Origin of the sequence: Clostridium sp. KNHs216 (genome assembly GCF_006714885.1) — a bacterium.
Taxonomy (GTDB): domain Bacteria; phylum Bacillota; class Clostridia; order Oscillospirales; family Acutalibacteraceae; genus Caproiciproducens.
In genome coordinates this window covers 393206-418111 of the sequence record NZ_VFMF01000001.1, presented here as the reverse complement: position 1 = coordinate 418111, position 24906 = coordinate 393206, and the positions used below count along the sequence as shown (strand labels likewise).

At 51.0% G+C, this 24906-nt stretch carries 24 protein-coding genes; 21 read left to right on the top strand and 3 right to left on the bottom strand.

The features are described from left to right. Position 1: 1 nt before the first annotated feature. Together LY85_RS02095 and LY85_RS02090 are read right to left on the bottom strand one after the other, a co-directional pair. Positions 2-502 (bottom strand): DNA-deoxyinosine glycosylase, encoded by a 501-nt coding sequence (locus LY85_RS02095; RefSeq protein ID WP_141825275.1) that lies wholly within the window; start codon positions 500-502, stop codon positions 2-4. After that, positions 486-1808 carry a tRNA nucleotidyltransferase gene (locus tag LY85_RS02090; protein ID WP_141825274.1) on the bottom strand — a complete coding sequence of 441 codons (1323 nt, stop codon included), beginning with the start codon at positions 1806-1808 and terminating at the stop codon, positions 486-488. The genes LY85_RS02095 and LY85_RS02090 overlap by 17 nt, the downstream gene beginning before the upstream one ends. Before the next feature lie 183 nt (positions 1809-1991). Between LY85_RS02090 and sigG the strand changes: the two genes are divergently transcribed. Both sigG and LY85_RS02080 read left to right on the top strand, forming a co-directional pair. Then, a complete protein-coding gene (gene sigG / locus LY85_RS02085; RefSeq protein ID WP_038324238.1) occupies positions 1992-2762 on the top strand; it encodes an RNA polymerase sporulation sigma factor SigG in 771 nt (256 codons plus the stop codon). An 88-nt stretch (positions 2763-2850) separates the two neighbouring features. Then, positions 2851-4989 carry a glycosyltransferase family 39 protein gene (locus LY85_RS02080; RefSeq protein WP_141825273.1) on the top strand — a complete coding sequence of 713 codons (2139 nt, stop codon included), beginning with the start codon at positions 2851-2853 and terminating at the stop codon, positions 4987-4989. Between the two features lie 71 nt (positions 4990-5060). Here the strand turns inward: LY85_RS02080 and LY85_RS02075 are convergent, their stop codons facing one another. After that, on the bottom strand, positions 5061-5591 hold the full coding sequence (locus LY85_RS02075) for an inorganic diphosphatase (RefSeq protein WP_038324237.1): 531 nt from the start codon (positions 5589-5591) through the stop codon (positions 5061-5063). Positions 5592-5699: 108 nt separating this feature from the next. On the opposite strand from LY85_RS02075, the gene LY85_RS02070 reads away from it, so the two are divergent. The 19 genes from LY85_RS02070 (at position 5700) to hisE (ending at position 24814) form a co-directional block, all read left to right on the top strand. After that, on the top strand, positions 5700-5990 hold the full coding sequence (locus tag LY85_RS02070) for a YlmC/YmxH family sporulation protein (protein WP_243122456.1): 291 nt from the start codon (positions 5700-5702) through the stop codon (positions 5988-5990). A 144-nt stretch (positions 5991-6134) separates the two neighbouring features. After that, positions 6135-6881, top strand: coding sequence for a 30S ribosomal protein S2 (rpsB, locus tag LY85_RS02065; RefSeq protein ID WP_141825272.1), 747 nt, complete (start codon positions 6135-6137; stop codon positions 6879-6881). 55 nt (positions 6882-6936) lie between these two features. Further along, positions 6937-7851 carry a translation elongation factor Ts gene (gene tsf, locus LY85_RS02060; RefSeq protein WP_141825271.1) on the top strand — a complete coding sequence of 305 codons (915 nt, stop codon included), beginning with the start codon at positions 6937-6939 and terminating at the stop codon, positions 7849-7851. A 189-nt stretch (positions 7852-8040) separates the two neighbouring features. Then, entirely contained in the window at positions 8041-8751 is a 711-nt protein-coding gene (gene pyrH / locus LY85_RS02055; RefSeq protein ID WP_141825270.1) for a UMP kinase, read from the top strand. Between the two features lie 2 nt (positions 8752-8753). Further along, positions 8754-9308, top strand: coding sequence for a ribosome recycling factor (gene frr, locus LY85_RS02050; protein ID WP_038324231.1), 555 nt, complete (start codon positions 8754-8756; stop codon positions 9306-9308). Positions 9309-9316: 8 nt separating this feature from the next. After that, a complete protein-coding gene (locus LY85_RS02045) occupies positions 9317-10024 on the top strand; it encodes an isoprenyl transferase (RefSeq protein WP_141825269.1) in 708 nt (235 codons plus the stop codon). After that, positions 10025-10870 carry a phosphatidate cytidylyltransferase gene (locus tag LY85_RS02040; protein WP_038324229.1) on the top strand — a complete coding sequence of 282 codons (846 nt, stop codon included), beginning with the start codon at positions 10025-10027 and terminating at the stop codon, positions 10868-10870. A gap of 43 nt (positions 10871-10913) precedes the next feature. Beyond that, a complete protein-coding gene (locus LY85_RS02035; RefSeq protein ID WP_141825268.1) occupies positions 10914-12065 on the top strand; it encodes a 1-deoxy-D-xylulose-5-phosphate reductoisomerase in 1152 nt (383 codons plus the stop codon). A 13-nt stretch (positions 12066-12078) separates the two neighbouring features. Next, complete coding sequence (locus LY85_RS02030; RefSeq protein WP_038324528.1) at positions 12079-13152, top strand: site-2 protease family protein; 1074 nt, start codon at positions 12079-12081, stop codon at positions 13150-13152. Next, positions 13152-14195, top strand: coding sequence for a flavodoxin-dependent (E)-4-hydroxy-3-methylbut-2-enyl-diphosphate synthase (gene ispG / locus LY85_RS02025; protein ID WP_141825267.1), 1044 nt, complete (start codon positions 13152-13154; stop codon positions 14193-14195). The genes LY85_RS02030 and ispG overlap by 1 nt, the downstream gene beginning before the upstream one ends. Before the next feature lie 14 nt (positions 14196-14209). Then, on the top strand, positions 14210-18553 hold the full coding sequence (locus LY85_RS02020) for a PolC-type DNA polymerase III (protein ID WP_141825266.1): 4344 nt from the start codon (positions 14210-14212) through the stop codon (positions 18551-18553). A 71-nt stretch (positions 18554-18624) separates the two neighbouring features. After that, positions 18625-19821, top strand: coding sequence for an ATP phosphoribosyltransferase regulatory subunit (hisZ, locus tag LY85_RS02015; protein WP_141825265.1), 1197 nt, complete (start codon positions 18625-18627; stop codon positions 19819-19821). Positions 19822-19833: 12 nt separating this feature from the next. After that, positions 19834-20472, top strand: a complete 639-nt coding sequence (gene hisG / locus LY85_RS02010; protein WP_141825264.1) for an ATP phosphoribosyltransferase — start codon at positions 19834-19836, stop codon at positions 20470-20472. After that, positions 20469-21746: a histidinol dehydrogenase gene (hisD, locus tag LY85_RS02005; RefSeq protein WP_141825263.1), complete on the top strand. Its 1278-nt coding sequence runs from the start codon at positions 20469-20471 to the stop codon at positions 21744-21746. Before hisG ends, hisD begins: the two co-directional genes overlap by 4 nt. A gap of 1 nt (position 21747) precedes the next feature. Then, positions 21748-22800: a histidinol-phosphate transaminase gene (gene hisC / locus LY85_RS02000; RefSeq protein ID WP_141825262.1), complete on the top strand. Its 1053-nt coding sequence runs from the start codon at positions 21748-21750 to the stop codon at positions 22798-22800. A gap of 17 nt (positions 22801-22817) precedes the next feature. Beyond that, positions 22818-23393 (top strand): imidazoleglycerol-phosphate dehydratase HisB, encoded by a 576-nt coding sequence (gene hisB / locus LY85_RS01995; RefSeq protein WP_141825261.1) that lies wholly within the window; start codon positions 22818-22820, stop codon positions 23391-23393. Between the two features lie 21 nt (positions 23394-23414). Then, entirely contained in the window at positions 23415-24152 is a 738-nt protein-coding gene (hisA, locus tag LY85_RS01990; protein WP_141825260.1) for a 1-(5-phosphoribosyl)-5-[(5-phosphoribosylamino)methylideneamino]imidazole-4-carboxamide isomerase, read from the top strand. Continuing rightward, positions 24139-24495 (top strand): phosphoribosyl-AMP cyclohydrolase, encoded by a 357-nt coding sequence (hisI, locus tag LY85_RS01985; RefSeq protein WP_141825259.1) that lies wholly within the window; start codon positions 24139-24141, stop codon positions 24493-24495. The genes hisA and hisI overlap by 14 nt, the downstream gene beginning before the upstream one ends. Beyond that, a complete protein-coding gene (hisE, locus tag LY85_RS01980; protein ID WP_141825258.1) occupies positions 24488-24814 on the top strand; it encodes a phosphoribosyl-ATP diphosphatase in 327 nt (108 codons plus the stop codon). The genes hisI and hisE overlap by 8 nt, the downstream gene beginning before the upstream one ends. The last annotated feature ends 92 nt before the right edge of the window (positions 24815-24906 follow it).

The following is a 24906-nucleotide window of genomic DNA, read 5'->3' as shown; positions in this document are numbered from 1 at the left end:
TTTATTCCAGTGTGTATTTCAAAATCACCCGGTAGGCTTCTCTCAGGCTTTCATAATTGTAGTGACGGCAGTTGGCCGGGCTTGTCGAAGGCAGCGCAACGGCCGGACACCCCGCGCTTTTTTCACAAAACCTGTGGTAGAGAGCGGCGGCCTTTGTTCCCGTGGTAAATACCGCGCCGATATCGGTTTCTTTTAATAAGGCCCCGATATCGTTTGCAACCGGGTCGCGGATACTGTCGTCGTCCGCCCCGGAGATTTTGCAGCTTTTTAGGACATCCCAAAGAGCAATGCGGTTTCTCAGCAAAAATTCCATTTTTTCCGCATTGCTTTCAGGAAGTTTCTGGCCGTATAAATCCGATACGATTCGCCAGAACCGGTTCTGCGGATGGGAGTAGTAAAACCCGTATTCGCGGGATTTCGGCGAAGGGATCGTTCCTAAAATCAATATTCTTGAGTTTTCATCATAAACAGGTCCAAAGGTATGATCAACTGTTTCCGTCATGGTATTCTTCCTTTAACTGTAATGCGTATTTCAGAAGTGCTTCCCGCCGGTTTAAACATTTGCCATCCATCACCGCGTTTAAAAGCTGGGAAAGCATCCTGCCGATTTCGCTCCCTTCAGGAATGCCGATCGATAATAAATCCGAGCCCTTGATCTGTAGATCCTTCAGAGAGTAGCATAATTCCCGTGTGAAAATGCTTTGGAATATCGCTTCCGCTTTTTTCAGTTCTTCCAGTCCATGGGTATCGGGCGGGTTTTGCGCCCGTAAATCCGCGTCCCGCACTTTGAAAAGCAAACTCAGCGTTTTTTTGCCGTGCTGATGGAGAAGCTTCAGCAGGCTTCTTTCATCTGCGGGAAGAGGAAGCCGTTGAAGCGCCGTCAGTTCGGAAACAGTTTTCACCGTATCGCTGTCATACCGGAGCCGTAAAAGAATTGCCTTGACGGCTTCGGCATTTTGGCTGCAGAAACCGTCAAAGGATTCTTTTTCGTTTCGGCTTTGTTCAGACGGGGCAGATTGTCGGATATGATATAAAAGCATAGTCAGCCGTAAAACGGGTGTTGCTTCTACCTTTGAAACAGCTTTCAGCGTGTGTTCCCATTCGTTCACATTAGTAACGGAAGAAAATTCCGGGATGATCTGCTCCAGCACGGTGCGGTATTTTCGAAGCACCTCGGACGGGTTTCCGCAAAGGAGCCTGGTCAGCTCCGACTGAATGCGCTCCCGGGCGATTTGTTGGAGCAGCCCGCAATTGGACAGGATGGCGGCCGAGGTGTTTGGCTCCGGGGAGAATCCAAGTACGGAGGAAAAGCGGAGCGCCCGTAAAATTCTGAGCCCGTCCTCCTGAAAACGCAGGCCGGGGGTTCCGACGCATCGGATGATCCGGTCTTTCAGGTCATCCATCCCGCCAAAGCAGTCGATTACGCCGTCGGCATGAGAATAGGCCAGAGCGTTGACGGTAAAATCCCTGCGCGATAAATCATCCTTTAAGCTGCGGGTAAAGCGGACGCTGTCCGGATGCCGGTTGTCGGAATATTGTCCGTCCACCCGGAAGGTGGTCACTTCCACAGGCCGATGATTGATCAGCACTGTAAGGGTTCCGTGCTGAATTCCGGTTTTTACGCACGGATAGCTGCTGAAAATGCGTTCCGTTTCCTCGGGCGGGGCGGATGTGGTCACATCCCAGTCGTTCGGCTCCAATCCGAGGATGGAATCCCGCACACAGCCGCCGACAACATAGGCCTCAAAGCCGTAAGCCGTCAGTTTTTGAAGAACCGTTTCAACCTGCGGCTGTATCTGAATTTGCATGGCTCCGCCTCGTTTGCTCTTATTTCCTGTTTTTACAGGATACTGATTGATTATAGTATATACGACTTTATAACGGAAAAGCAATTCCCTTTCCCCATAATATTTTTACTGCCGGCTCCGCATGAATCACCCCGCCCATGGTAATAATGGTAGTAAGTTATTCCATGGAAATGAGGGAACGGCATGCAGTACAATAAAGTCGAAATCTGCGGAGTCAATACTTCGAAATTAAAAGTACTTACCGAAAAAGAAAAAATGCAGCTGTTGCGCCGGGTAAAAGAAGGGGATATGAAAGCCCGCGACGAACTCATTAACGGGAACCTGCGTCTTGTTTTAAGCGTCATTCAGCGCTTTACAAACCGCGGGGAAAATCTCGACGATCTTTTTCAGGTGGGCTGCATCGGCCTGATCAAGGCGATCGACCATTTTGACATCAATCAGGGAGTCCGTTTCAGCACCTATGGGGTGCCTATGATCATCGGAGAGATCCGGCGTTATCTGAGGGATAACAATTCCATACGCGTCAGCCGGTCGCTCCGTGACACCGCGTATAAGGCCATGCAGGCGAAAGAAAGAATGACGGCGGAAAACAACCGCGAGCCGAGCATCGATGAAATAGCAAAAGAATTGAACCTGCCGCGGGAGGATGTGGTGCTTGCGCTCGAATCCATTGTAGAACCGGTTTCGCTTTTTGAGCCGGTTTTTTCAGACGGCGGCGACACCATTTATGTGATGGATCAGGTGGGCGACAACAACGACGATTCCAACTGGCTGGACGAAATCGCGCTGAAGGAAGCGATCCGCGATTTGAACAGCAGAGAAAAGCGGATTCTTTCCATGCGCTTTTTCCAAGGAAAAACACAGATGGAGGTTGCTTCGGAGATCGGAATCAGTCAGGCGCAGGTTTCCAGGCTGGAAAAGGCCGCGCTGGATAAGATCAAGAAAGACATTTAGCTGTTGTTTTCTTTCCCGTCACGTCAACTTCACAATCAGCAATTATACTGGGCGCTGTAATAGATTGCAAGGAATCGGAGGACCTTCTATGCAGCACATCATTGTGAAGTTCAGAAAAAAGCCTTATATCCCCGCGCTGATCTTGATTGCGGCGCTGTCGTTTACCTTAAACTTCTACGCGATTTCCAACTACGGAACCGGAAATGAATATTACGCGGCGTGTGTAAAAAGCATGACGCTGAGCTTTAAAAATTTCTTCTTTGTTTCATTTGATCCCGCCGGAATGGTTTCTGTGGATAAGCCCCCGCTCGGCTTGTGGACGCAGGCGATTTCCGTACTTATTTTCGGCTATCACGGCTGGGCCATGCTGCTCCCGCAGGCTTTGGCGGGCGCGGCCTCCACCGTGATGATTTACATTTTAACCGCCCGGTATTTCGGGCGGCCCGCCGGGCTTGTTTCGGCCCTGATTTTTGCCATAACCCCGGTCGTCGTTGTCGCATCGCGCAACAACACGATGGATATGCAGCTGATTTTTGTATTGCTGGCAGCGGCGTGGTTCCTTTTTCGCTCGATCGACAGCGGAAGATGGAAATATCTGTTTCTCGCGGCACTGTTTGTCGGCTTGGGCTTTAATATTAAAATGCTGCAGGCATACATGATTTTGCCCGCCGTTGCCCTGACTTATCTGTTTTTTGCAAAAGAAAAAATCGGAAAACGGATTCTTGCCGGGATTTTGAGCATGGTCATTGTTTTGGCAGTCTCTTTCGCATGGGTGCTTGCCGTGGAATTTTACCCCTCGGAAGACCGGCCTTACGTGGACAGCACCAGCAGCAATTCCATGATCGAACTGATTTTTGGCCATAACGGCACGGAAAGGCTGTTCGGACAAAGCATGGGCGGCGGAATGGGAGGCGGCTTTAGCCGCTCATCCGACAGGGATGCTTCCGGTTCGGCACCACAGATGAATGACGACGGAAACGGGACGCCTCCCGACGGTTACGGGCAGGGCGCACCGGACAGTAATACGAATGGAAGCGGACAGGGAATGCCCGGTGGCAATGCGGATGGGAACGGGCAGGGCACGTCCGACGGCGCCTACGAAAGCGGGCAGAACATGCCTGACGGCGGTGCGGACGGCCGCGGAGACCGCCAGGACGGCGGCCGCAATATGGGTGCCAATGGGATGGGCGGCTCTGAAATCGGGAATGCATCCCCTCTGCGGCTGTGGACGTCAAATTTATACGGGCAAGGTTCCTGGTTCCTGCTGTTCGCCCTTTGCAGCATGCTGCTCTGCGTGAATAAATGGAACTTCAGAAGAAAAAATGAACGTCAGGGTGCTTTTGTATTCTGGTCTTTGTGGTTGATTACCATGGCGGTTTTCTTCAGCTTTGCCGGATTCTATCACCGGTATTATCTATGCATGATGGCGCCCGCAATTGCCGTTCTGAGCGGCGTCGGAATTGTTACCATCTACAACGGGCTGAAGCACAGACGGGAGAAAAAAACGGAGTATCTCCGTCCCGTGCTCCTGCTGGCTGCGTTCCTTCTCAATCTTGCCCTGCAGATTGTCTGTGTTTTGCGGTATTCCGAACTGAAGACATGGCTGCTTCCCGTTATGCTTGCCGCGGCGGGCGTTGGAATCCTCCTGTTCGCTGTTTATTGTGTCAGACATAAGCGCGGCGTTCTCGCGGTTTCCCTCGTGGTGCTTGTCCTGTCCTCAGTAGCGGCTCCCTTTTACTGGGCGCTTACGCCGGTCATGGGCGTAACGAATTCCACAATGCCGTACGCCGGTCCGGAGCTGCTGCAAAGCGGACAGGGGAACGGAACCGGTATGCTGTCGGACAACGGCAGCTCGCAGAGCTCCTCTTTGGAAGCTTATCTGGTGAAAAATTATAAAGAAGGCAGCTTCCTTGTTACCGCACAGCGCTCCAGCAGCGTAGCGCAGTTCATCATTGATACCGGGCTGCCCTGCTATGCTTACGGAGGGTTCCTGGGTTCGGACAATTCCCTTACGGTCGATCAGCTGAAAACGCTTGTCGCTGAAGGCAAAATCACTTATTTCCTGCTGAGCGGAAGCTTCGGCAGTTCCGGCAGTTCCGGTTCCGATATTGAGTCTTATGTAAAAGAAAACGCGGTGTTGGTGGATTCCGGCGAATATAGCTCCAATACAAGCAATGTCGGCCAAATGGGCGGTCAGGGCGGCACTTTATATCTGTTCCAGTCATAACGGTTTATTTGATAGATTGCGGCACAAAAAATCCCCTGTGAATTTCACAGGGGATTTTGAATCGGCGGGAATTATTTGCAGAATTTTTCGATGTAGCTGTCAATGGAGCTCTGAATGATTTCCTTGGCATCTTCGGGTCCTTTGACTTCGTCGATCGCCGTCACTTTTCCTTCCAGCTGCTTATAAACGGAAAAGAAATGGGACATTTCGTCAAAAATATGTTTCGGCAGCTCTTTAATGTCACGGTAGCCGTTATAGGTGGGGTCGTTAAACGGAATCGCGATGATTTTTTCGTCTTTCATTCCGTTGTCCACCATAATAATCACGCCGATGGCATAACAACGCACCAGGGAAAGCGGACGGATATCCTCGGAACAGAGGACAAGTACGTCAAGAGGGTCATTATCGCTGGCGTAAGTGCGGGGAATAAAGCCGTAGTTCGCGGGATAATGAGTGGAAGTGTAAAGAATACGGTCCATCAGCAGCAAACCGGTTTCCTTGTCGAGCTCATATTTGATTTTACAGCCCTTTGGAATTTCTATAACGGCACAAAAGTCTTCTGTCTTAATTCTTTTTGGTGAGATATCATGCCAAATGTTCATAATAGCCTCCTGATTTTTTCTCGGATAATTATACCATTTTCTTTTTGATTAATCAATTAATTAATTATATAACAAAGTTCGGCATATATCTGTAGGGGAGGTGGGAGCGTGAATTGCCGGATTATCGATATGCGCCATAAAGAAGTCATTAATGTAAAGGACGGGACCCGGATAGGATGTGTCTGTGATGTGGAAATAGACACCGCGGACGCCAGAGTGATTGCCATTGTAATTTACGGCCGCCTGCGCTGCTTCGGACTGCTGGGCAGGGAGGACGATATTATTATTAAATGGCAGGATATTCAAGTAATAGGGGACGATACTATTTTAGTAACGTATAATAACTATTGCCGAACGAAAAAAAGAGGGCGCGGGTTTGGCGGATTCTTTGGCAACTGAAAGAGTCTTGAATTTTATTCTTTTATATGCTATAATTATCGACGCAATAAAAAAACACACGTCTCTGCTATGACGATTTGGTGCCCGGCTTTCGGGTGTTGCGTCTGTTTAAGCGGGACGGAGGAAAAACCAAGGAGGATTATTATGTCAGTAGTATCAATGAAACAACTTTTGGAGGCCGGCGTTCACTTCGGTCACCAGACCAGAAGATGGAACCCGAAGATGGCTCCGTATATCTTTACGGAACGCAACGGCATCTACATCATCGACCTGCAGAAAACCGTCAAGAAGCTGGAAGACGCTTACAGCTTTGTCCGCAGCCTTTCCGCTGAAGGCAAATCCGTACTGTTTGTCGGCACCAAAAAGCAGGCTCAGGATTCCGTGAAGGACGAAGCGGAACGCGCAGGCGCTTATTTTGTCAACGCGCGCTGGTTGGGCGGCATGCTGACCAACTTCCGTACGATCCGCCGCAGAATCGACCGTTTGAACCAGCTCAAGGCCATGGAAGAAGACGGTACTTTTGATCTCCTTCCGAAAAAAGAAGTCATTAAGCTTCGCCTTGAGATTGAAAAGCTCGAAAAATTCCTGGGCGGCATCAAGGATATGAAACAAATTCCCGGCGCACTGTTTATTGTTGACCCGCGCAAAGAGAGAATCGCCGTAGCGGAAGCCAAAAAGCTCGGCATCCCGATTGTCGCGATTGTCGACACCAACTGTGATCCGGATGAAATCGATTATGTTATTCCTGGCAACGACGACGCGATCCGTGCCGTCAAGCTGATTTCCGCAACCGTTGCAAACGCGATCGTCGAAGGCAAGGAAGGCCAGATGGGCGCCGCTGCCGCCGAAGCGGAAGAAGCAAAAGTGAATGAAGCAGAAGCCGCGGAATAATCGGTGATATGCGCAAATACTAAATAAAACGAATATTAAGAGCGGAGGAAATAGAATGGCTTTTACAGCTAAAGATGTTGCAGCGCTTCGTGAGAAGACCGGCTGCGGGATGATGGACTGCAAAAAAGCACTGGAAGCATCCAACGGAGATATGGATGCCGCGATCGACTTTTTAAGAGAGAAAGGCCTTGCGGCCGCTACGAAGAAGGCGGGCCGTATTGCAGCCGAAGGCGTTGCTTTTGCGTGCCTGAATGAGGAAGAAACCGTCGGTGTGGACATCGAGGTCAACGCCGAGACCGACTTCGTTGCGAAGAATGCGGATTTCCAGCACTTCGTGAAGGTCTGTGCGGATACGGTTATCGAGTCCAATCCTGCCGATGTGGAGGCTTTGCTTCAGTGCAAGGCAAGCGGTTCGGATCAGACTGTCGACGCGCTGCTCAAGGATAAGATCCTGACCATCGGCGAGAACATTAAGATTCGTCGTTTCAAGCGTTTTGAAGGCGTGGTTGCAGCCTATATCCATGCAGCCGGAAAAATCGGCGTTCTCGTTAAATTCGATACTTCCGCAGAAATTGCGGCCAAGGAAGAGTTTAAGGACTACGCAAAGAATATCGCCATGCAGATTGCGGCCATCAGTCCGCAGTACCTCGATCAGAAATCGGTTCCTGCCGATGTTGTTGAACACGAGAAGACCATTCTGAAAGAGCAGATTATCAACGATGGCAAACCTGCTGCAATTGCTGATAAGATTGTTACCGGCAGACTTGGGAAGTTCTTTAAGGAAATCTGCCTTTTGGATCAGGCCTATGTCAAAGACGGCGATCTTTCCGTGCAGCAGTACACGGAGGCTACCGCAAAAGAACTTGGCGGCTCCATTTCGATTGTGGATTATGTCCGTTTTGAAAAGGGCGAAGGTATTGAAAAGCGCGAAGATAATTTTGCAGAAGAAATCGCCAGCATGGTTAAGTAAGAATTCACTGAGGAATAGCGCAGGAAAACAATCCTGCGCTATTTTTATGCCTTCCTGCTGTTACCGCTTTCGGAGAAATGTTTCTAAATTATAAAACTTGACAATAATAACTATATTTAGTTATGAAAGCCTTTACTTTACACAATGCTTATTGTAGAATAATATAAAATGAAAACAGGGGTGTTTTATTTGCAACCTAAATATAACAGAATTCTTCTCAAGCTGAGCGGCGAATCTCTCGCGGGCAGAGAGACCCACGGAATTGATTTTGATACGGTGCTGAAAATCTGCGGACCGATCAAAAAATGTGCGGATATGGGGGTTCAGATCGGAATCGTTGTTGGCGGCGGTAATTTCTGGCGCGGCCGCAGCAGCGGAAAAATGGACAGAACCCGCGCGGATCACATGGGGATGCTCGCCACCACTATCAACGCCCTGGGCGTTGCCGACGCGTTGGAACAGCTCGGCGTTCAGGTCCGTGTGCAGACCGCGATTGCGATGCAGCAAATTGCCGAACCGTACATCCGCAACCGCGCCGTACGGCATCTGGAAAAGGGAAGAGTCGTTGTATTTGGCTGCGGTACCGGAAACCCGTTTTTCTCAACCGACACGGCGGCAGCGCTGCGGGCAGCCGAAATTGACGCAGATATTATTTTAAAAGCCACCATGGTTGACGGCGTTTATGACAGCGATCCCAAAAAGAATCCGGACGCCGTAAAATTTGACACCCTGTCCTTTATGGACGTACTCAACCGGAACCTGCAGGTGATGGACAGCACGGCTGCTTCATTATGCAAAGATAATAAAATTCCGATTCTTGTTTTCAGCATCGGCGAGCCGGATAATATTATCAAGGCCGTTTGCGGGGAATCGATCGGAACACTTGTGAAGGAGGACTAATGATGAAAGAAGTATTGGAACACGCAGAGGACCAAATGAAGAAATGTGTCAGCGCTCTTTCGGATGATTTTGCGTCCATCAGAGCGGGCAGGGCAAACCCGGCGGTGCTGGATAAAGTGAAAGTCGATTATTACGGCACGCCGACTGCCATTAACCAGCTTGCGGCGGTGGCGGTAAGCGAAGCGCGTATCCTGACCATTCAGCCCTGGGATATTTCCGTATGTCGTGCCATCGAAAAGGCCATCCAGACCTCGGACATCGGCATCAATCCCCAAAGCGACGGAAAGATCATCCGGATCACATTCCCTCCGCTTACAGAGGAGAGGCGCCGCGACCTGGTGAAGGAAATCAGCAAAATGGCCGAGGAGCGCAAAATCGCGATCCGCAATATGCGCCGCGACGCGATGGAGAAGCTCAAAGGCATGAAGAAAAATTCGGAGCTCACGGAAGACGAGCTGAAACAGGCGGAAAAGAAAACGCAGGATTTAACCGATAAATATTGCAAACAGGTAGACGGCGTATTTGAAAAAAAGCAAAAGGAAATTATGGAAATATAGGTAAGAAAATGGAACAACAGTATCTTCCAAAGCATCTGGGGATCATTATGGACGGAAATGGCCGGTGGGCTAAAAAGCGCGGGCTCCCGCGTTCCGCCGGCCATACTGTAGGAGCGGCTGTCTTCAAGACGATCACGCGCTACTGTAGTTCGATTGGAATTGAGTATCTTACGGTATATGCTTTTTCAACGGAGAATTGGCGGCGTCCAAAAGAGGAAATCGGGGCTTTAATGAAGCTGTTCAAGCAGTATCTTGAAGATGCTCTGCGTGATTTTTTAAATGAGAACATCAAAGTGCGGTTTATCGGGGATGTGTCGGTTTTTCCGCCGGAACTGCAGAAACTGATTCAGGAAACAGAGAAGGTTTCGGAGAAGCGCACCGGCATGGTTCTGAACATTGCCATGAATTACGGCGGCCGTGCGGAAATCGTGTACGCGGCCAGAACGCTTGCCGAGGATGTGCAAAAAGGAAAGCTGTCCCCCGAACAGATCAGTGAAACTTCCATCTCGGAACGGCTTTACACCGGCGGACAACCCGACCCGGACCTGATTATCCGGCCGAGCGGGGAAAGCCGTATCTCGAATTTTTTACTGTGGCAGTCGGCTTACGCCGAATACGTTGTCATGGATATTTTGTGGCCTGACTTTAAGCCAAGGGATTTAGATCGCGCATTAAACGAATACGCGAGCCGTAACAGGCGCTTTGGAGGGGTTTAATTGAAAGAAAGGGTTGCTTCAGGAGTATCTCTTGTTCTTTTTTTGGCCGCGATTGTAGTATTTAACAGCACCATTCCGGCAGCTTTGAACATTGCGATTGCGTTGATTTCGGGTTTGGCTGTTTTTGAAATTATTTCCGCTTTGGGATTGTCCAAAAATTTTGTCCTGCTGATTCCAAGTCTGGTTTTTTCCGCGGTAATCCCGATGATTCAGGCGATCGCTCCGCTGCCGCAGGTGGATATACTGCAGCAGGCCGCCTATTTTCTATACACGGTCGTCATATTCGGGGCGCTGATCCTTTATCATAAGGCGCTTACCTTCCGTGAGGTGGGCGTTATCTACAGTATGTCGCTGATGATTCCGACGGCCCTTGAAACGCTGATCAGTTTACGGAACCTTGGCGGGAAGCACGGCATGTTTTATGTGATTATTGCGATTTTTTCCGCATGGATAGCGGACACCGGAGCGTTTTTTGCCGGCAGCCTTTGGGGAAAACATAAATTGTGTCCGGATATCAGCCCGAAAAAGACGGTGGAGGGCGTTATCGGTGGTTTTGCTCTGAACATTATCGCCATGATCGTTTTCGGATATATCTTCCATGCGGTTTATTACGCTTACAGCGTCGAAATATCGTATCTGACGCTGGTGGTCATCGGATTTTTCGGAACGATTATGTCTATTCTGGGCGACCTCAGCTTTTCGCTCATCAAGCGCAGCTGCCATATCAAGGACTTTGGGGAAATCATTCCGGGGCACGGCGGGATTCTGGACCGCTTTGACAGCGTGATTTTTGAAGCGCCGTTTGTGTATTTGCTTGTCCAGTTTATGCCGCTTGTCTTTCAATAAATGTCGGCCCAGATGCAATAAAACAGCAAAATGGTGAATAATAATGAAAAGATGTCTTTCGATTCTTGGTTCGACCGGTTCCATCGGCACGCAGGCGCTTGACGTTGTACGCGGTTTAGATTTGAAGGTATGCGCTTTGGCAGCCAATGCCAATACGGCGCTTTTAGAGCAGCAAATCAGAGAATTTAAACCCGAACTGGCTGTGATGTTTGATGAGTCCGCGGCGAAAAAACTGAAAATTGCTGTAGCGGACACTCCCGTCCGGGTTGTGACCGGCATGGACGGCCTGTGCGAGGCTGCGGCGATGGAAAGCGCCGATTTGATCCTGAATTCCGTCGTCGGCATGGTTGGGCTGGTGCCCACCCTGACCGCGATCGGAGCGGGAAAGGACGTGGCGCTCGCCAATAAGGAAACACTGGTCGCCGGGGGCTCCCTTGTGATGGAGGCGGCCAAAAAGAATTCGGTAAAAATCCTTCCGGTTGACAGCGAGCATTCGGCTGTATTTCAATGTTTGCAGGGCTGCCCGGAGAAAAAAGCGCTGAAGCGCATCATCCTCACGGCTTCCGGCGGGCCGTTTTTCGGGAAAAACAGGGATCAGTTGATTCATGTAACGCCGCAGCAGGCACTCAGGCATCCGAACTGGAATATGGGTGCCAAGGTTACGATCGACTCCGCTACCATGATGAATAAAGGATTGGAAATTATAGAAGCGTCCTGGCTGTTTAATATGCCGGCCTCCAAAATTTCCGTGGTCGTCCATCGGGAAAGCGTCGTTCATTCCATGATTGAATATGAAGATAATTCCGTCATTGCGCAGCTGGGACTGCCGGATATGAGAATTCCCATTCAGTATGCAATTACCTGGCCGCAGAGGTTTCCTTCGCCGGTTGGGCAGCTAAGCTTGACGGATTACGGTAAACTGACCTTTTTTGAGCCCGATTTACAGACTTTCTCCTGCCTTGAGGCATGCAAAAAAGCAATCGAGCGCGGCGGGCTTGCCCCCGCGGCGGCAAACGGGGCAAATGAGGTCGCGGTAAAGCTGTTTCTGGACGGCCGGATTTCTTTTCTCCGGATTGGGGAACTGGTCCGCCGCGCAATGGAAAATCAGCCGGATGTTCAAACAGTTTCGTCTGTTGAAGATATTTTGAATGCCGACCGCAATGCGCGGGATTATGTTTTCGGCGCGGTCGGCTGATGATGAGGTGATCATGATTACAAAAGCAATATTGGTGATTATAGCGATTCTTCTTTTTAGCTTTATTATTTTTATCCACGAATTCGGGCATTTTTTCACAGCGAAGCTTTCCGGAGTTCGTGTCAATGAGTTTGCGATCGGCATGGGGCCGAAGCTGTTTCATTTCACAAGAGGGGAAACGGAGTATTCCCTGCGCGCGTTTCCGATCGGCGGCTTCTGCGCGATGGAAGGCGAAGATGAGGACAGCCCGGACGACCGTGCCTTTAACAACAGGCCGGTTTGGAAACGGATGCTGGTGGTTGTGATGGGCGCCGTGATGAATATCATCCTGGGCCTTGTCATTATGATGATCCTTTTAGGCCAGCAGCCCGCGTTTTCATCAACGACCATCTCGAAATTTACCGATCAGTCGGCTCTGCAGGCAGCCGGGCTGCAGGTTGGCGATGTTTTTAAAAGCATCAACGGCTACAAAATAAACGGGGACCGCGATTTGAGCTTTGCTCTCGCCATGGCGGACCCGATGAAGACGGATATTCAGGTTTCCCGCGGCGGAAAGCTGCTGAACTTTGATGATATACGGTTTAACACAAAGGAGTCGGACGGGAAGCAAATCCTCACTCTTGACTTTTATGTGCAGCCGATTGAAAAAAATCCCGGCACCCTGATTGCTAAATCCGCGCAGGACACGGTTTCCACCGTGCGAATGGTCTGGTACAGTCTGGTCGGACTTGTCACGGGTAAATTCGGGTTCAATGATGTAGCGGGTCCCGTCGGCGCGGCAAATGCCATAGGGCAGGCGGCTTCGATCGGCCTGCAGCAGAATTTTATCGCCGCACTGAACAATATTCTGATGATGATGATGGTCATTACCGTCAACCTTGGCGTCGTGAATCTGCTTCCGCTGCCGGCGCTGGACGGGGGCAGGCTGCTGTTCCTGATTGTGGAAGCGATTTTCCGCAAGCCGATCAACCCGAAATACGAAGGCTGGGTAAACACGGCCGGATTCTGCCTGTTGATGGGGCTGATGGTGATTATTACTTTCAACGATATTATCAGGCTGATTACCGGCAAGGGGTTGGGTTCATAATGCGAAAATCAAGGACGGTTCATGCCGGAAAGGTGACGATTGGCGGCGGTTCCAAAATATCCGTGCAATCCATGCTCAATATTCCTTCCACGGATATCGACGGAAGTGTCCGTCAGGCGGTGGAGCTGGAGCAGGCCGGGTGCGATGTCATCCGTGCCGCGATTCCGAACAGGGACGCGATCCGGCTGATTCCGGCGATCAAAAACGCCGTACAGGTTCCGCTTGTCGCGGATATTCATTTTGACTATCACCTGGCGCTGGAAGCGGTGGAGGCGGGAATTGACAAAATCAGGATCAATCCCGGTAATATCGGTTCCGACGATCATGTCAAGGCGGTGGCGGACGCCTGCCGCCGGAAAAATATCCCTATCCGGATCGGAGTGAATTCCGGTTCGCTGGAAAAAGAAATTCTGGAAAAATACGGCAGCCCAACGCCGCAGGCGCTTGTGGAAAGCGCACTGTATCACGCTTCGCTGCTGGAAAAATATGATTTTCACGATATTGTCCTATCGATTAAATCCTCCGATGTGAACAAAATGATTCAGGCCTACGAGCTGGCCGCGCAAAGCTGCGACTACCCGCTGCATCTGGGCGTAACGGAGGCTGGAACCGAGCGGATGGGCCTGATAAAATCCTCGATCGGAATCGGTTCTCTTCTGCAGCGCGGGATAGGGGATACCATCCGTGTTTCCCTGACGGCCGACCCGGTAAAGGAGGTCGCCGCCGGTTTTGATATTTTGCGGGGGCTTGATCTGAACACGGAAGGAATCCAATTCGTTTCCTGCCCGACCTGCGGCAGAACGCGGATCGACTTGATCCGCCTTGCGAACGAAGCCGAGCAGCGCCTTGCGGGATGCAAAAAGAATCTGAAGGTCGCCGTTATGGGCTGTGCGGTAAATGGCCCCGGAGAAGCCCGCGAGGCCGATATCGGTATCGCCGGAGGAGACGGGGTAGGCCTTCTGTTCAAGAAAGGCCGGATTATCCGCAAGGTTCCGGAGGATCAGCTTTTGGACTGCTTAATGCAGGAGATAGATCAGATGTAAAGGAAGGAATTCCATTGAAAACTTTTGGTGAATTTTTTGGTGCATACATAGAAGCTTCACGACTACCGTCTCCCGTGTGCAACGGAAGCATTTCTTCGTTACAAATCGATACAAATAACAGAATTATTACTGCTGACGTGGCGTTTCCATCTTTGGTGGAGCGCCGCGTGCTTTATGATGTGGAAAAGTGCATGGTTGCCTGTAAAGAGCTGAACCTTGCGAAAGCCTGCATCTTTCCATCCTTCCCGTCAGAGACCTTCAGCGTTGACTATTACCCCAGTCTGGTAATGGAGCTGAAGCGCCGGGAAGCCAGCATCAACGGGACCCTGACGGATTCCTCCGCAAGGGTCGAGAACGGAAAGCTGATTATCTCTCTGACGCACGGCGGACGGGATTTGCTGATTTCACGTCATATTGACCGCCTGATTTCCAAGCTGATTCACGAGGAATTCGGAATCAGCCTGACGGTGGAATTCGACGGACTGCTGACGGTAGACAGCGAGAATCCGGCCTATATAGAAAAGAAAAAGAAGCAGCAGGAAACGCTGAAGCGCGAAGCGATTGTGGACCAGGTGGAAGCTTACGAAACAAATCTCAACCATGTAAAAGCGCCCAGGACGATTCAGGTACGCTCGGGCGAGACACTGCTCCCCTGCATGATACCGGAAACTGCCCGCGAACTGTACGGGCACGCGCCGAAAGCGAAGCCGGTTCCGATCAATAAGGTGACTCCGGATATCGGGAGCGTAACGATCTGGGGCGAAATTTTTCAGATTGAAGAAAAGATCACAAGGGATCAGCAGAGAAAAATCATTACGATCAATATAACGGACTATACCAGCTCCATGACGCTGAAAATTATTGAGATGGTTTCCCAGTGCAAGGCGCTGGACACGCTGGCGAAGGGCATGTCGGTCATCGCCCGCGGCGATGTGGAATACGACAAATACGACCATGAAATCGTCCTGCGCGCTAAAAGCATCAGCACGGTCCAGCAGCTGAAAGTAACGGATAAAGCCGATGTCAAGCGGGTGGAACTGCATTTACATACCAACATGTCCAGCATGGACGGCGTAAATTCCGCCGGGGACCTGATCAAGCGCGCGGCTCAATGGGGGCAGAGCGCCATTGCTATTACCGACCACGGTGTGGCTCAGGCTTTTCCGGACGCTATGAACGCCGTGAACGACCTGAAAAAGAAAGATATCAATATCAAGGTCATTTATGGGGTGGAAGCCTATTTCGTCAATGATCTTGTACAGGCTGTCAGAGGAGAATCCTCTAAAACGCTGGATGACGAATTTATCTCATTCGATATCGAAACCACGGGTCTGAGCCCGAACAAGGACAAAATTACCGAAATCGGCGCGGTCAGGATCAAAAACGGCGAGATTACGGAAAGCTTCGACACCTTTGTCAATCCGCAGATCCCGATTCCGGCAAAAATAACGGAACTGACGGGGATTACGGACGGCATGGTAAAAGACGCGCCGCTGGAAAAGGAAGCCATTCAGGCGTTTTATGATTTCTGCGGAAAAGACGCCGTTCTGATTGCCCACAACGCCGAGTTCGATACCTCGTTTATCCGGGTAGCGGCGCAGCGCAGCGGAATGGATTTCTCCTACCCGTACATCGATACCGTTCCCATGTGCCGTTCCATGCTGAAGGATATCAAAAACTGCAAGCTGGACACGGTCGCCAAATACTTAAAGCTCGACCCATTCAACCATCACCGCGCGAGCGACGACGCAACGGTGCTCGGAAAGATTTTTATGGCGCTGTTAACACGTCTGAAGGAGGACACCGGAGCGCAATCGGTGATGGATATCAATTCCTCTCTGGCAGGCGGAGACCCTAAAAAAATGAAATCCTACCATCAGATCATTCTGGTCAAAAATAAAGCAGGGTTGAAAAACCTGTATAAGCTGATTTCCAAGTCCCACCTGGACTACTTTTACAGAAATCCGCGTATCCCAAAAAGCGAGCTGATCAAGCACAGGGAGGGTCTGATTGTCGGCAGCGCGTGTGAAGCCGGTGAACTTTACAGAGCGGTTTTTAACGCGCAGCCGTGGGAAACTCTGTGTGAAATCGCGAGTTTCTACGATTATCTTGAAATTCAGCCGATTGGGAATAATCTTTTTATGGTTCGCGAGGGCCTTGTCCCCGATGAGGAGAAGCTGCGTGAATTCAACCGTACGATCGTGAAGCTCGGAGAGCATCTTCATAAGCCGGTGGTCGCAACGTGCGATGTTCACTTTATGGATCCGAAGGACGGAGATTACCGCAGAATCCTGATGGCCGGACAGGGATACAAGGACACCGACGATCAGGCACCGCTCTACATGCGCACCACCGCGGAAATGCTGGCGGAATTTGCCTATCTTGGGAAGGAAAAGGCGTATGAAGTCGTGGTGAAAAACACAAACTTGATTTCAGAGATGACGGAGGAAATCCGCCCGATTCCCGAGGGAACCTATCCGCCCTTTATCGAGGGTGCCGAGGAACAGCTGACCAGTATCACATGGGCAAGGGCGAAAGAGGTTTACGGCGATCCGCTGCCGGATATCGTGAAAAAACGTCTTGACCGTGAGCTCGGCTCCATTACGAAGCACGGCTTCTCCATCCTTTATATGACCGCGCAAAAGCTGGTCGCGGACTCGGAAGCGCACGGCTATCTGGTCGGCTCCCGTGGTTCCGTCGGGTCTTCGTTTGTGGCGAATATGTCCGGTATTTCCGAGGTAAACCCGCTGGAGCCCCATTATGTCTGCCCCAACTGCAAGCACAGCGAGTTTATTACCGACGGCAGCTATGGCAGCGGCTTCGACCTGCCGCCGAAAAATTGTCCTGTCTGCGGCACGGAGTACAACCGTGACGGGCATACGATTCCGTTTGAGACCTTCCTGGGCTTCGATGGCGATAAGACGCCGGATATCGACCTGAACTTTTCCGGTGAATACCAGACCAGCGCACACCGCTATACAGAAACACTGTTCGGCAAGGACAACGTCTTTAAGGCCGGAACCATCGCAACCGTAGCGGATAAAACCGCAATCGGCTTCGTGAAGAAATACGCGGAGGAAAAGGGAATGGTGATGCACCGTGCGGAGGAACAGCGTCTGGCGCTCGGCTGCACGGGGATTAAGCGTACGACCGGTCAGCATCCGGGCGGTATGGTCGTCGTGCCGAAGGGAATGGAGATTTACGATTTCTGCCCGGTGCAGCATCCGGCGAACGATCAGAAATCAGATAATATCACCACCCATTTCGACTTCCATTCCATCCATGACACCATCTGCAAGCTGGACGAGCTCGGGCATGATGTTCCGTCCATTTACCGGTATCTGGAAGATTACACCGGCATTCCGGTTATGAAGGTTTCCATGAGCGACCCGGAGGTCATGTCGCTGTTTACCTCCACGGAGGCGCTGCACGTCAAGCCGGAGGATATAGATTCCCAGACCGGTACATTTTCTTTGCCGGAAGTCGGCACCAGCTTTGTACGGCAAATGCTGATCGATTCCCAGCCAAAAACCTTTTCCGATCTTTTGCAGGTTTCCGGCCTTTCACACGGCACGGATGTCTGGCTCGGCAACGCGCAGGACCTGATCAAAAACAAAACCTGTACCATCGCGGAGGTAATCGGAACCAGAGACAGCATTATGACTTACCTGCTGCTCAAAGGGCTGGAGCCGAAAATGGCGTTTAAAATCATGGAGATCACCCGTAAGGGCAAGGCCTCCAAGCTTTTGACCGAAGAACATATTCAGGCCATGAAGGATCATAATGTACCGCAGTGGTATCTTGATTCCTGTATGAAAATCAAGTACATGTTCCCGAAAGCGCACGCGGCGGCATACATGATTTCTACCCTGCGTCTCGGGTGGTACAAGGTACATAGGCCGGTCGAGTACTACGCCGCTTATTTTACCGTGCGCGGAGAGGACTTTGACGGCGCCACTGCTATGAAGGGCAGGGAAGCCGTTCGAAGGCGCATGAATGAAATCAGTATGAAGGGCAAGGAAGCAAGCGCGAAGGAAGAGGCCGCCTATGCTACTTTCCAGATCATCAACGAAATGCTTGCCCGGGGAATCGAGGTTCTTCCGGTCGATCTTTATGAATCCGACGCGAGAAAATATCTGGTTGAGAATGGAAAAATCAGGCTTCCGTTTTCCTCTCTTTCGGGTGTAGGAGAAGCCGCGGCAAACAGTTTGGCGGCCGCAAAGGAAAAGGGTCCTTATATTTCTGTTGACGACCTTCAGACCCGCTCCAAGGTTTCCAAATCCGTGATTGAAACGCTCAAGGAAGCCGGTGCGCTTGCCGGATTGCCGCAAAGCAGCCAGATGACATTATTTGGTTGACAAAGAATAGTTTAGTGTGCTATTATATTACCATACTAAAGCGTTCAACTGAAAATTGATAGGTGTATTTGATGAAAAAATATAATAAAGTCACTCCGGAGGGGACGAAAGACCTTCTTTTTGAAGAATGCCTGGTGCGCAGGTATGTGGAGAAAACCCTGAGGGATGTCTTTTCTTCCAGAGGCTTCAATGAAGTGGTTACTCCCGGTCTGGAGTTCTATGATGTATTTGACCCGAATTTTTCCGGAATAGGGCAGGAGGTCATGTATAAAATGTCCGACCGCCGCGGAAGACTGACTGTTATGCGGCCGGATTCCACTATGCCGATCGCGCGTCTGGCCGCGACCAGGCTGCAGGGCCTGCCGAAGCCGATCAGGCTTTTTTACACGCAGCCCATTTACCGCAACAATCCCGCTCTGACGGGCCGCAGTGATGAAACGGTCCAGACCGGGATTGAGCTTCTCGGCGCGGACGGAATGCGCGCAGACCTTGAAGTGATCGTGACGGCGATCGAGGCGCTGGGAAAATGTGTCCCTGATTTTCGGTTCGAACTGGGTCATGCCGGACTTTTCCGCGCGTTGGCTGAACAGCTGCCTATTTCCGACGACCTGCGTGAAGATATCCGCAGCGCTATCGAATCGAAAAATTACGCGTCCCTGAACAGGATCCTTGACGGTCTGGAGGAATCCGGGCCGGTAACGGCGATGCGCACGCTTCCGCGCCTTTTCGGCGGGGAAGAGGTGTTTGCGCATGCGGAGCCGTTTTGCTCCGATGAAAAATCCGGAGGAATGCTGGAATATCTGCACGAGCTTTACCGCTCTTTGAGCCGCCGCGGCCTTGGCGATAAGATGATTGTCGATTTGGGCCTGGTACAGCGCAACGATTATTACACCAATATTGTTTTCAGCGCTTATGTGGAAGACTGCGGTGACGCGGTCCTTCTGGGCGGAAGATACGACAATCTTCTGGGTTACTTTGACTTTCCGATGCCGGCCATCGGGTTCGCGATCAACGTGGACGCGATTTCCAAAATCATGCTGGAACACGGTACGCTCTATTCCGTTATGCCGGCGGACGTTCTGGTTCACGGAGAGGCCGGTTTTGAGATGGAAGCCCTGAACTATGCTTCCACACTGATTGAAAAGGGTCTGAAATGCGAAAACAGTATCTTTGAGACAAAAGAGAAAGCGCTGGAATATGCGAAAACGCGCGGAATCAGGCGCGTGGACTGTATCGGAGACCGTATTGAGACCATAAATCTGACATAGGGTTGGGAAAAGATGAAACCACTTAGAATCGCCCTTACGAAGGGCAGGCTTGAAAATGATACTGTTGCCTTATTTGAGAAAATCGGCTTCGACTGTTCCGCCGTCAGAAATAAAGGGCGCAAACTGATTCTGCCGGTCGGCGGGAACCGGTTTGAGGTGGTTCTTGCCAAGGCCGCAGACGTCATCACCTACGTGGAGCACGGCGTCTGTGACCTGGGAGTCGTGGGAAAAGATACGATTCTGGAGCAGGGAAGCGGCTTTTATGAAGTGCTGGACCTTGGTTTCGGCAGATGCAAATTTGCACTTGCCGGTCCGAAGAACCGGGATTTTTTCAGCGGATATTCCTCTAAAACCATTGCTACGAAGTATCCGAATGTCGCCCGAAATTACTTTGAAAGCAAAGGAATGGACGTCAGGATCATAAAAATTGAGGGCTCCGTCGAGCTGGCGCCGCTTCTGGGCCTTTCCGACGCAATCGTAGATATTGTTGAAACGGGTTCTACCCTAAAAGAAAACGGACTCGAAGTGATTGAAAGCATCTGTGATATTTCCGCAAGACTGATTGTCAACGCGGCGAGCCTGAAAATCCGGAAAACGGAAATAGAAAGCCTTGCGGAAGAGATGGACCGGGCAAAGGAGGGAACAGCGTGATACAACTTGTGAAAAGGGGCGGCAGCCGCGATCTGATCAGTCAGCTGAAACAAAGAAATGAGGAAACCAACAGGGCTGTGGAATCAGCCGTTTCGGAAATCATTGAAAATGTACGCCGTCGCGGCGATGACGCGGTTCGCGAATACACCCTGAAATTTGACGGCAGTCTGCCCGAAAGAACGGAGATTTGCGCCGCGGAGATGAAGGAGCTTACCGGCCGGTGTGAACCGGAGTTTTTGTCCGCGCTCGCCAGAGCCGCGGAGAACATCAGGGATTTTCATTCCCGGCAGAAGCAGCAGAGCTGGTTTCAAACCGATGAAAGCGGAGTAATGATGGGGCAGCGTATTCGCGGTCTGTCAAAAGTCGGTATCTATGTGCCGGGCGGAACGGCGGCTTATCCTTCTTCCGTCCTGATGAATGCGATTCCCGCCAAAATTGCCGGAGTGAAAGAAATCATCATGGTGACGCCTCCCGGAAAAGACGGAAAACCCAATCCGGATATTCTGGCGGCGGCACTGATCGCCGGGGTCGACCGTGTTTTTCTGGTCGGCGGGGCACAGGCGGTCGCGGCGCTCGCGTTTGGGACCCAAACGATTCCCAAGGTCGATAAAATCGTCGGCCCGGGAAATATTTATGTAGCCACCGCTAAAAAGCAGCTTTACGGCACCGTCGATATCGATATGATCGCCGGTCCGAGCGAAATCCTGATTATCGCGGACGAAACGGCGCGTCCGGAATTTCTGGCGGCGGACCTGATGTCGCAGGCCGAACATGACGTGCTTGCCTCCGCCATTCTGCTGACGACCTCGGAGAAAATTGCGGAGCAGACGGTTGCCCAGATTGACCGGCAGCTTCCCCTGCTGTCACGCAGGGAAATCATTTCCCAATCGCTGGACCGTTTTGGCGCAGTGGTGGTATGCGAAAGCATGGAGGAAGCCGTTTCCTTTGCCAACGAGCTGGCGCCGGAGCACCTTGAGGTTTGCGCCGTGAACCCGATGGAGTATATCGGGAAAATCGACAACGCCGGTTCCGTTTTTCTCGGCAACTATTCGCCGGAGCCGCTTGGCGACTATTTCGCGGGACCGAACCATGTTTTGCCCACCAGTGGGACCGCGCGCTTTTTCTCCCCGCTTTCGGTGGACAGCTTTATCAAGAAATCCAGCTTTATCTATTATACGGAAGATGCGTTGAAATCGGCGCAGAAGGATATTATTCAGCTCGCAGAGGCCGAGGGCCTGACCGCTCACGCGAATTCGATTAAAGTGAGGCGCTGAAATGGCTTACCAGTTAAATGAAAAAATCAGGGATCTGCGCCCGTATGACCCGATTACCGGCAGCTATCCGATTCGTCTGGACGCCAACGAGTCCTTTCTTCCCATTCCGAACCGGATTGCGTTGAAGATCATGGAATCTGCGGCGTTTACCGCTTATAACCGGTACCCGGATCCGATGGCGTCGGAGCTTTGCGAAAGCTTTGCAGAGTTTTATCAGGTCAATCCCGCCCATGTTACGGCCGGAAACGGTTCCGACGAACTGATATCCGTTATCTGCGGTGCCTTTTTGATGAAGGGCGATGCGATGCTGACGGTGTCCCCGGATTTTTCCATGTATCGCTTTTATGCCTCCATTGTGGAGGCGAAAAGCATTGTCTACGCCAAAAATCCCGATCTGACCATCGATGTGGATAAGGTGATTGAACTGGCCAATGCAAACGACGTCAAGCTGATTCTTTTTTCCAATCCGTGCAATCCCACTTCGCTTGGACTGTCAAAAGAGGAAGTCCGGCGACTGATTACATCGGTGAAGGCGCTGGTGGTGCTTGACGAAGCCTATATGGACTTTTGGGACCAGTCCCTGCTGGGCGAGGTGGAGCAGTACGACAATCTCATGATTCTCAGAACCTGCTCCAAAGCGTTTGGTATGGCGGCCATCCGGCTCGGGTTTGCCGTGGCAAATCCGACACTGACAAACGCGCTGAAAGCAGTCAAATCACCCTATAATGTGAACTTACTCACTCAGAAAATCGGTTCCCTTATTTTAAAGGAACCCGATTTAGTCCATTCCGGTATAGACAACATTGTTGCTTCCCGGAATATGCTTTATTCGGAAATGGTGCACATAGAAAAAAACAACAGTGAAAAAATGCATGTGTATCCCACCGCAACAAATTTTGTATTCCTTCAGATTGCCCAGGCGGAGGAAATTTTTCTCGCCTTATTAAAATCAGGGATCGCCGTCCGCTTTATGGGCGATTTCCTGCGGGTGACGGCAGGTACGATGGAAGAAAACAAAGAATTTATCAAGGTTTTTGAAACAGTGATTCAATGACAAAGGGAGGCGGAAAAATGAGGACATCGGTACAAAAACGCAAAACCAAGGAAACGGATATTGCTGTTTCGCTTTCCCTTGACGGCGGCGAAGTGAGCATTTCAACCGGAATCGGCTTTTTTGACCATATGCTCAATGCCTTTGCCGTACACGGAGGCTTCGGACTCACCGTGGAGGCGGTCGGCGATTTGGAGATCGACGGTCATCACACGGTTGAGGATGTCGGCATTGTTTTGGGAAAAGCCTTTGCAGAGGCCCTTGGCGACAAATCGGGAATCGCCCGTTTCGGTACCTTTTTTGTGCCAATGGACGAAGCGCTTGCCTTTGCCTCTGTGGACATCAGCGGGAGACCGTACCTCGTTTTTCAGGCGGAGTTCGAACAGGAACGGGTGGGGGAATTCGATACCTGCCTGACGGAAGAATTTCTGCGCGCCTTCGCGGTCAATGCCGGAATCACGCTCCACACCCGTATTGAATATGGAAAAAATGCGCACCATGAGATCGAAGGAATGTTCAAAGCCGTTGCCCACGCCATGCGGCTGGCGGTTGCGAAAACTTCCGCCGGGGTACTCTCGACTAAGGGGTCATTGTAAATTTATCTATAGGAGACGGCTATGGTTATTTTGCCAGCAATCGATATTAAAGACGGCGAATGTGTGCGTTTGGTAAAGGGTGATTACAGCACGGCGCATAAAGTGGCGCAGGACGCGGTGTCCGCCGCCGGGGCTTTTGAATCTGCGGGAGCAAGGTGGCTGCATGTTGTCGATCTGAACGGCGCAAAAGCGGCTCATCCTGTAAATTCGGAAATCATTTTTAAAATACTGCAGAATTCCGGGCTGAAAATAGAAATCGGCGGCGGAATCAGAAGCATGGAAACGATTGATTTTTATCTTTCCAACGGTGTTTCAAGAGTCATTTTGGGTTCCTCGGCGCTGAACGATCCCCATCTTGTTAAGGAATCTGTTCAGAGATGTGGAGAACGCGTTGCGGTTGGAATCGATGCCTTAAACGGCAAGGTTGCCGCGCAGGGCTGGACGGAAACCTCAACGGTGGATTATCTTGAGCTTGCCAAAAGGATGGAACAGTATGGAGTAAAGTATATTATCTTTACGGATATTTCGCGGGACGGTACTTTGACCGGCCCGAATCTGGAGATGCTGGACCAACTGAATCATGAGGTTTCCTGCCATATTATCGCGAGCGGCGGTATCAGCAGCCTTGCAGATATCGCGAATTTACTGGATTTGAAGCTTTATGGGGCAATCTGTGGGAAAGCCCTGTATGCCGGTGTGCTCGATTTGAAAGCAGCGATTGCGCTTTGCGGAGAGGAAAAAATAAATGGAATGTATTGATGTAAAGGACAACGCCTTTATAGATCGCTTTTTTCAAAAATTCGATTTGCTTCCGGCGATCGTTCAGGAATACGGAACAAACGAAGTTTTGATGCTGGCCTATATGAACCGGGAGTCTATGAGAAAAACGCTTGAGACGGGATACACTTGGTTTTACAGCCGTTCCCGCCGGGAGCTTTGGAATAAGGGCGCGACCTCCGGGCATTTGCAGAAGGTTGTGAGCATTCATGGCGACTGTGATGACGACACCCTTCTGGTCGTCGTCAGACAGACCGGCGCCGCCTGTCACACGGGCGCGCACAGTTGCTTTTTTAATGAAATCTGGAGGGATAACGATGCTTGACACCTGGCAGGAGCTATACAGTACCATACAGAGCAGAAAAGAAACCCGTTCGGAAGGGTCCTATACCTGTTACCTGTTTGACAAGGGCCTTGATAAGATTTTGAAGAAGTGCGGGGAAGAGTGCAGTGAGACAATCATCGCCGCCAAAAACGGGGACAATGCCGAAACCGTCCTTGAAATATCGGATCTGCTGTATCATCTGACCGTTTTAATGGTCAACGAAGGCATCTCCCTGGAAGACATCCAGGCTGAGCTGGAAAGGCGCAGTGAAAAAACAGGGAACCTGAAAACCTTTCATCAGGTAGATAGAAACAGCTGAAAAGAGCCGGCGCGTGTGCGCCGGCTCTTTTCAGCACAGGCAGCCGGGCAAGCCGCGCAGCACGTTTTCGCGGCGCCCGGCGAGTTTTAGTA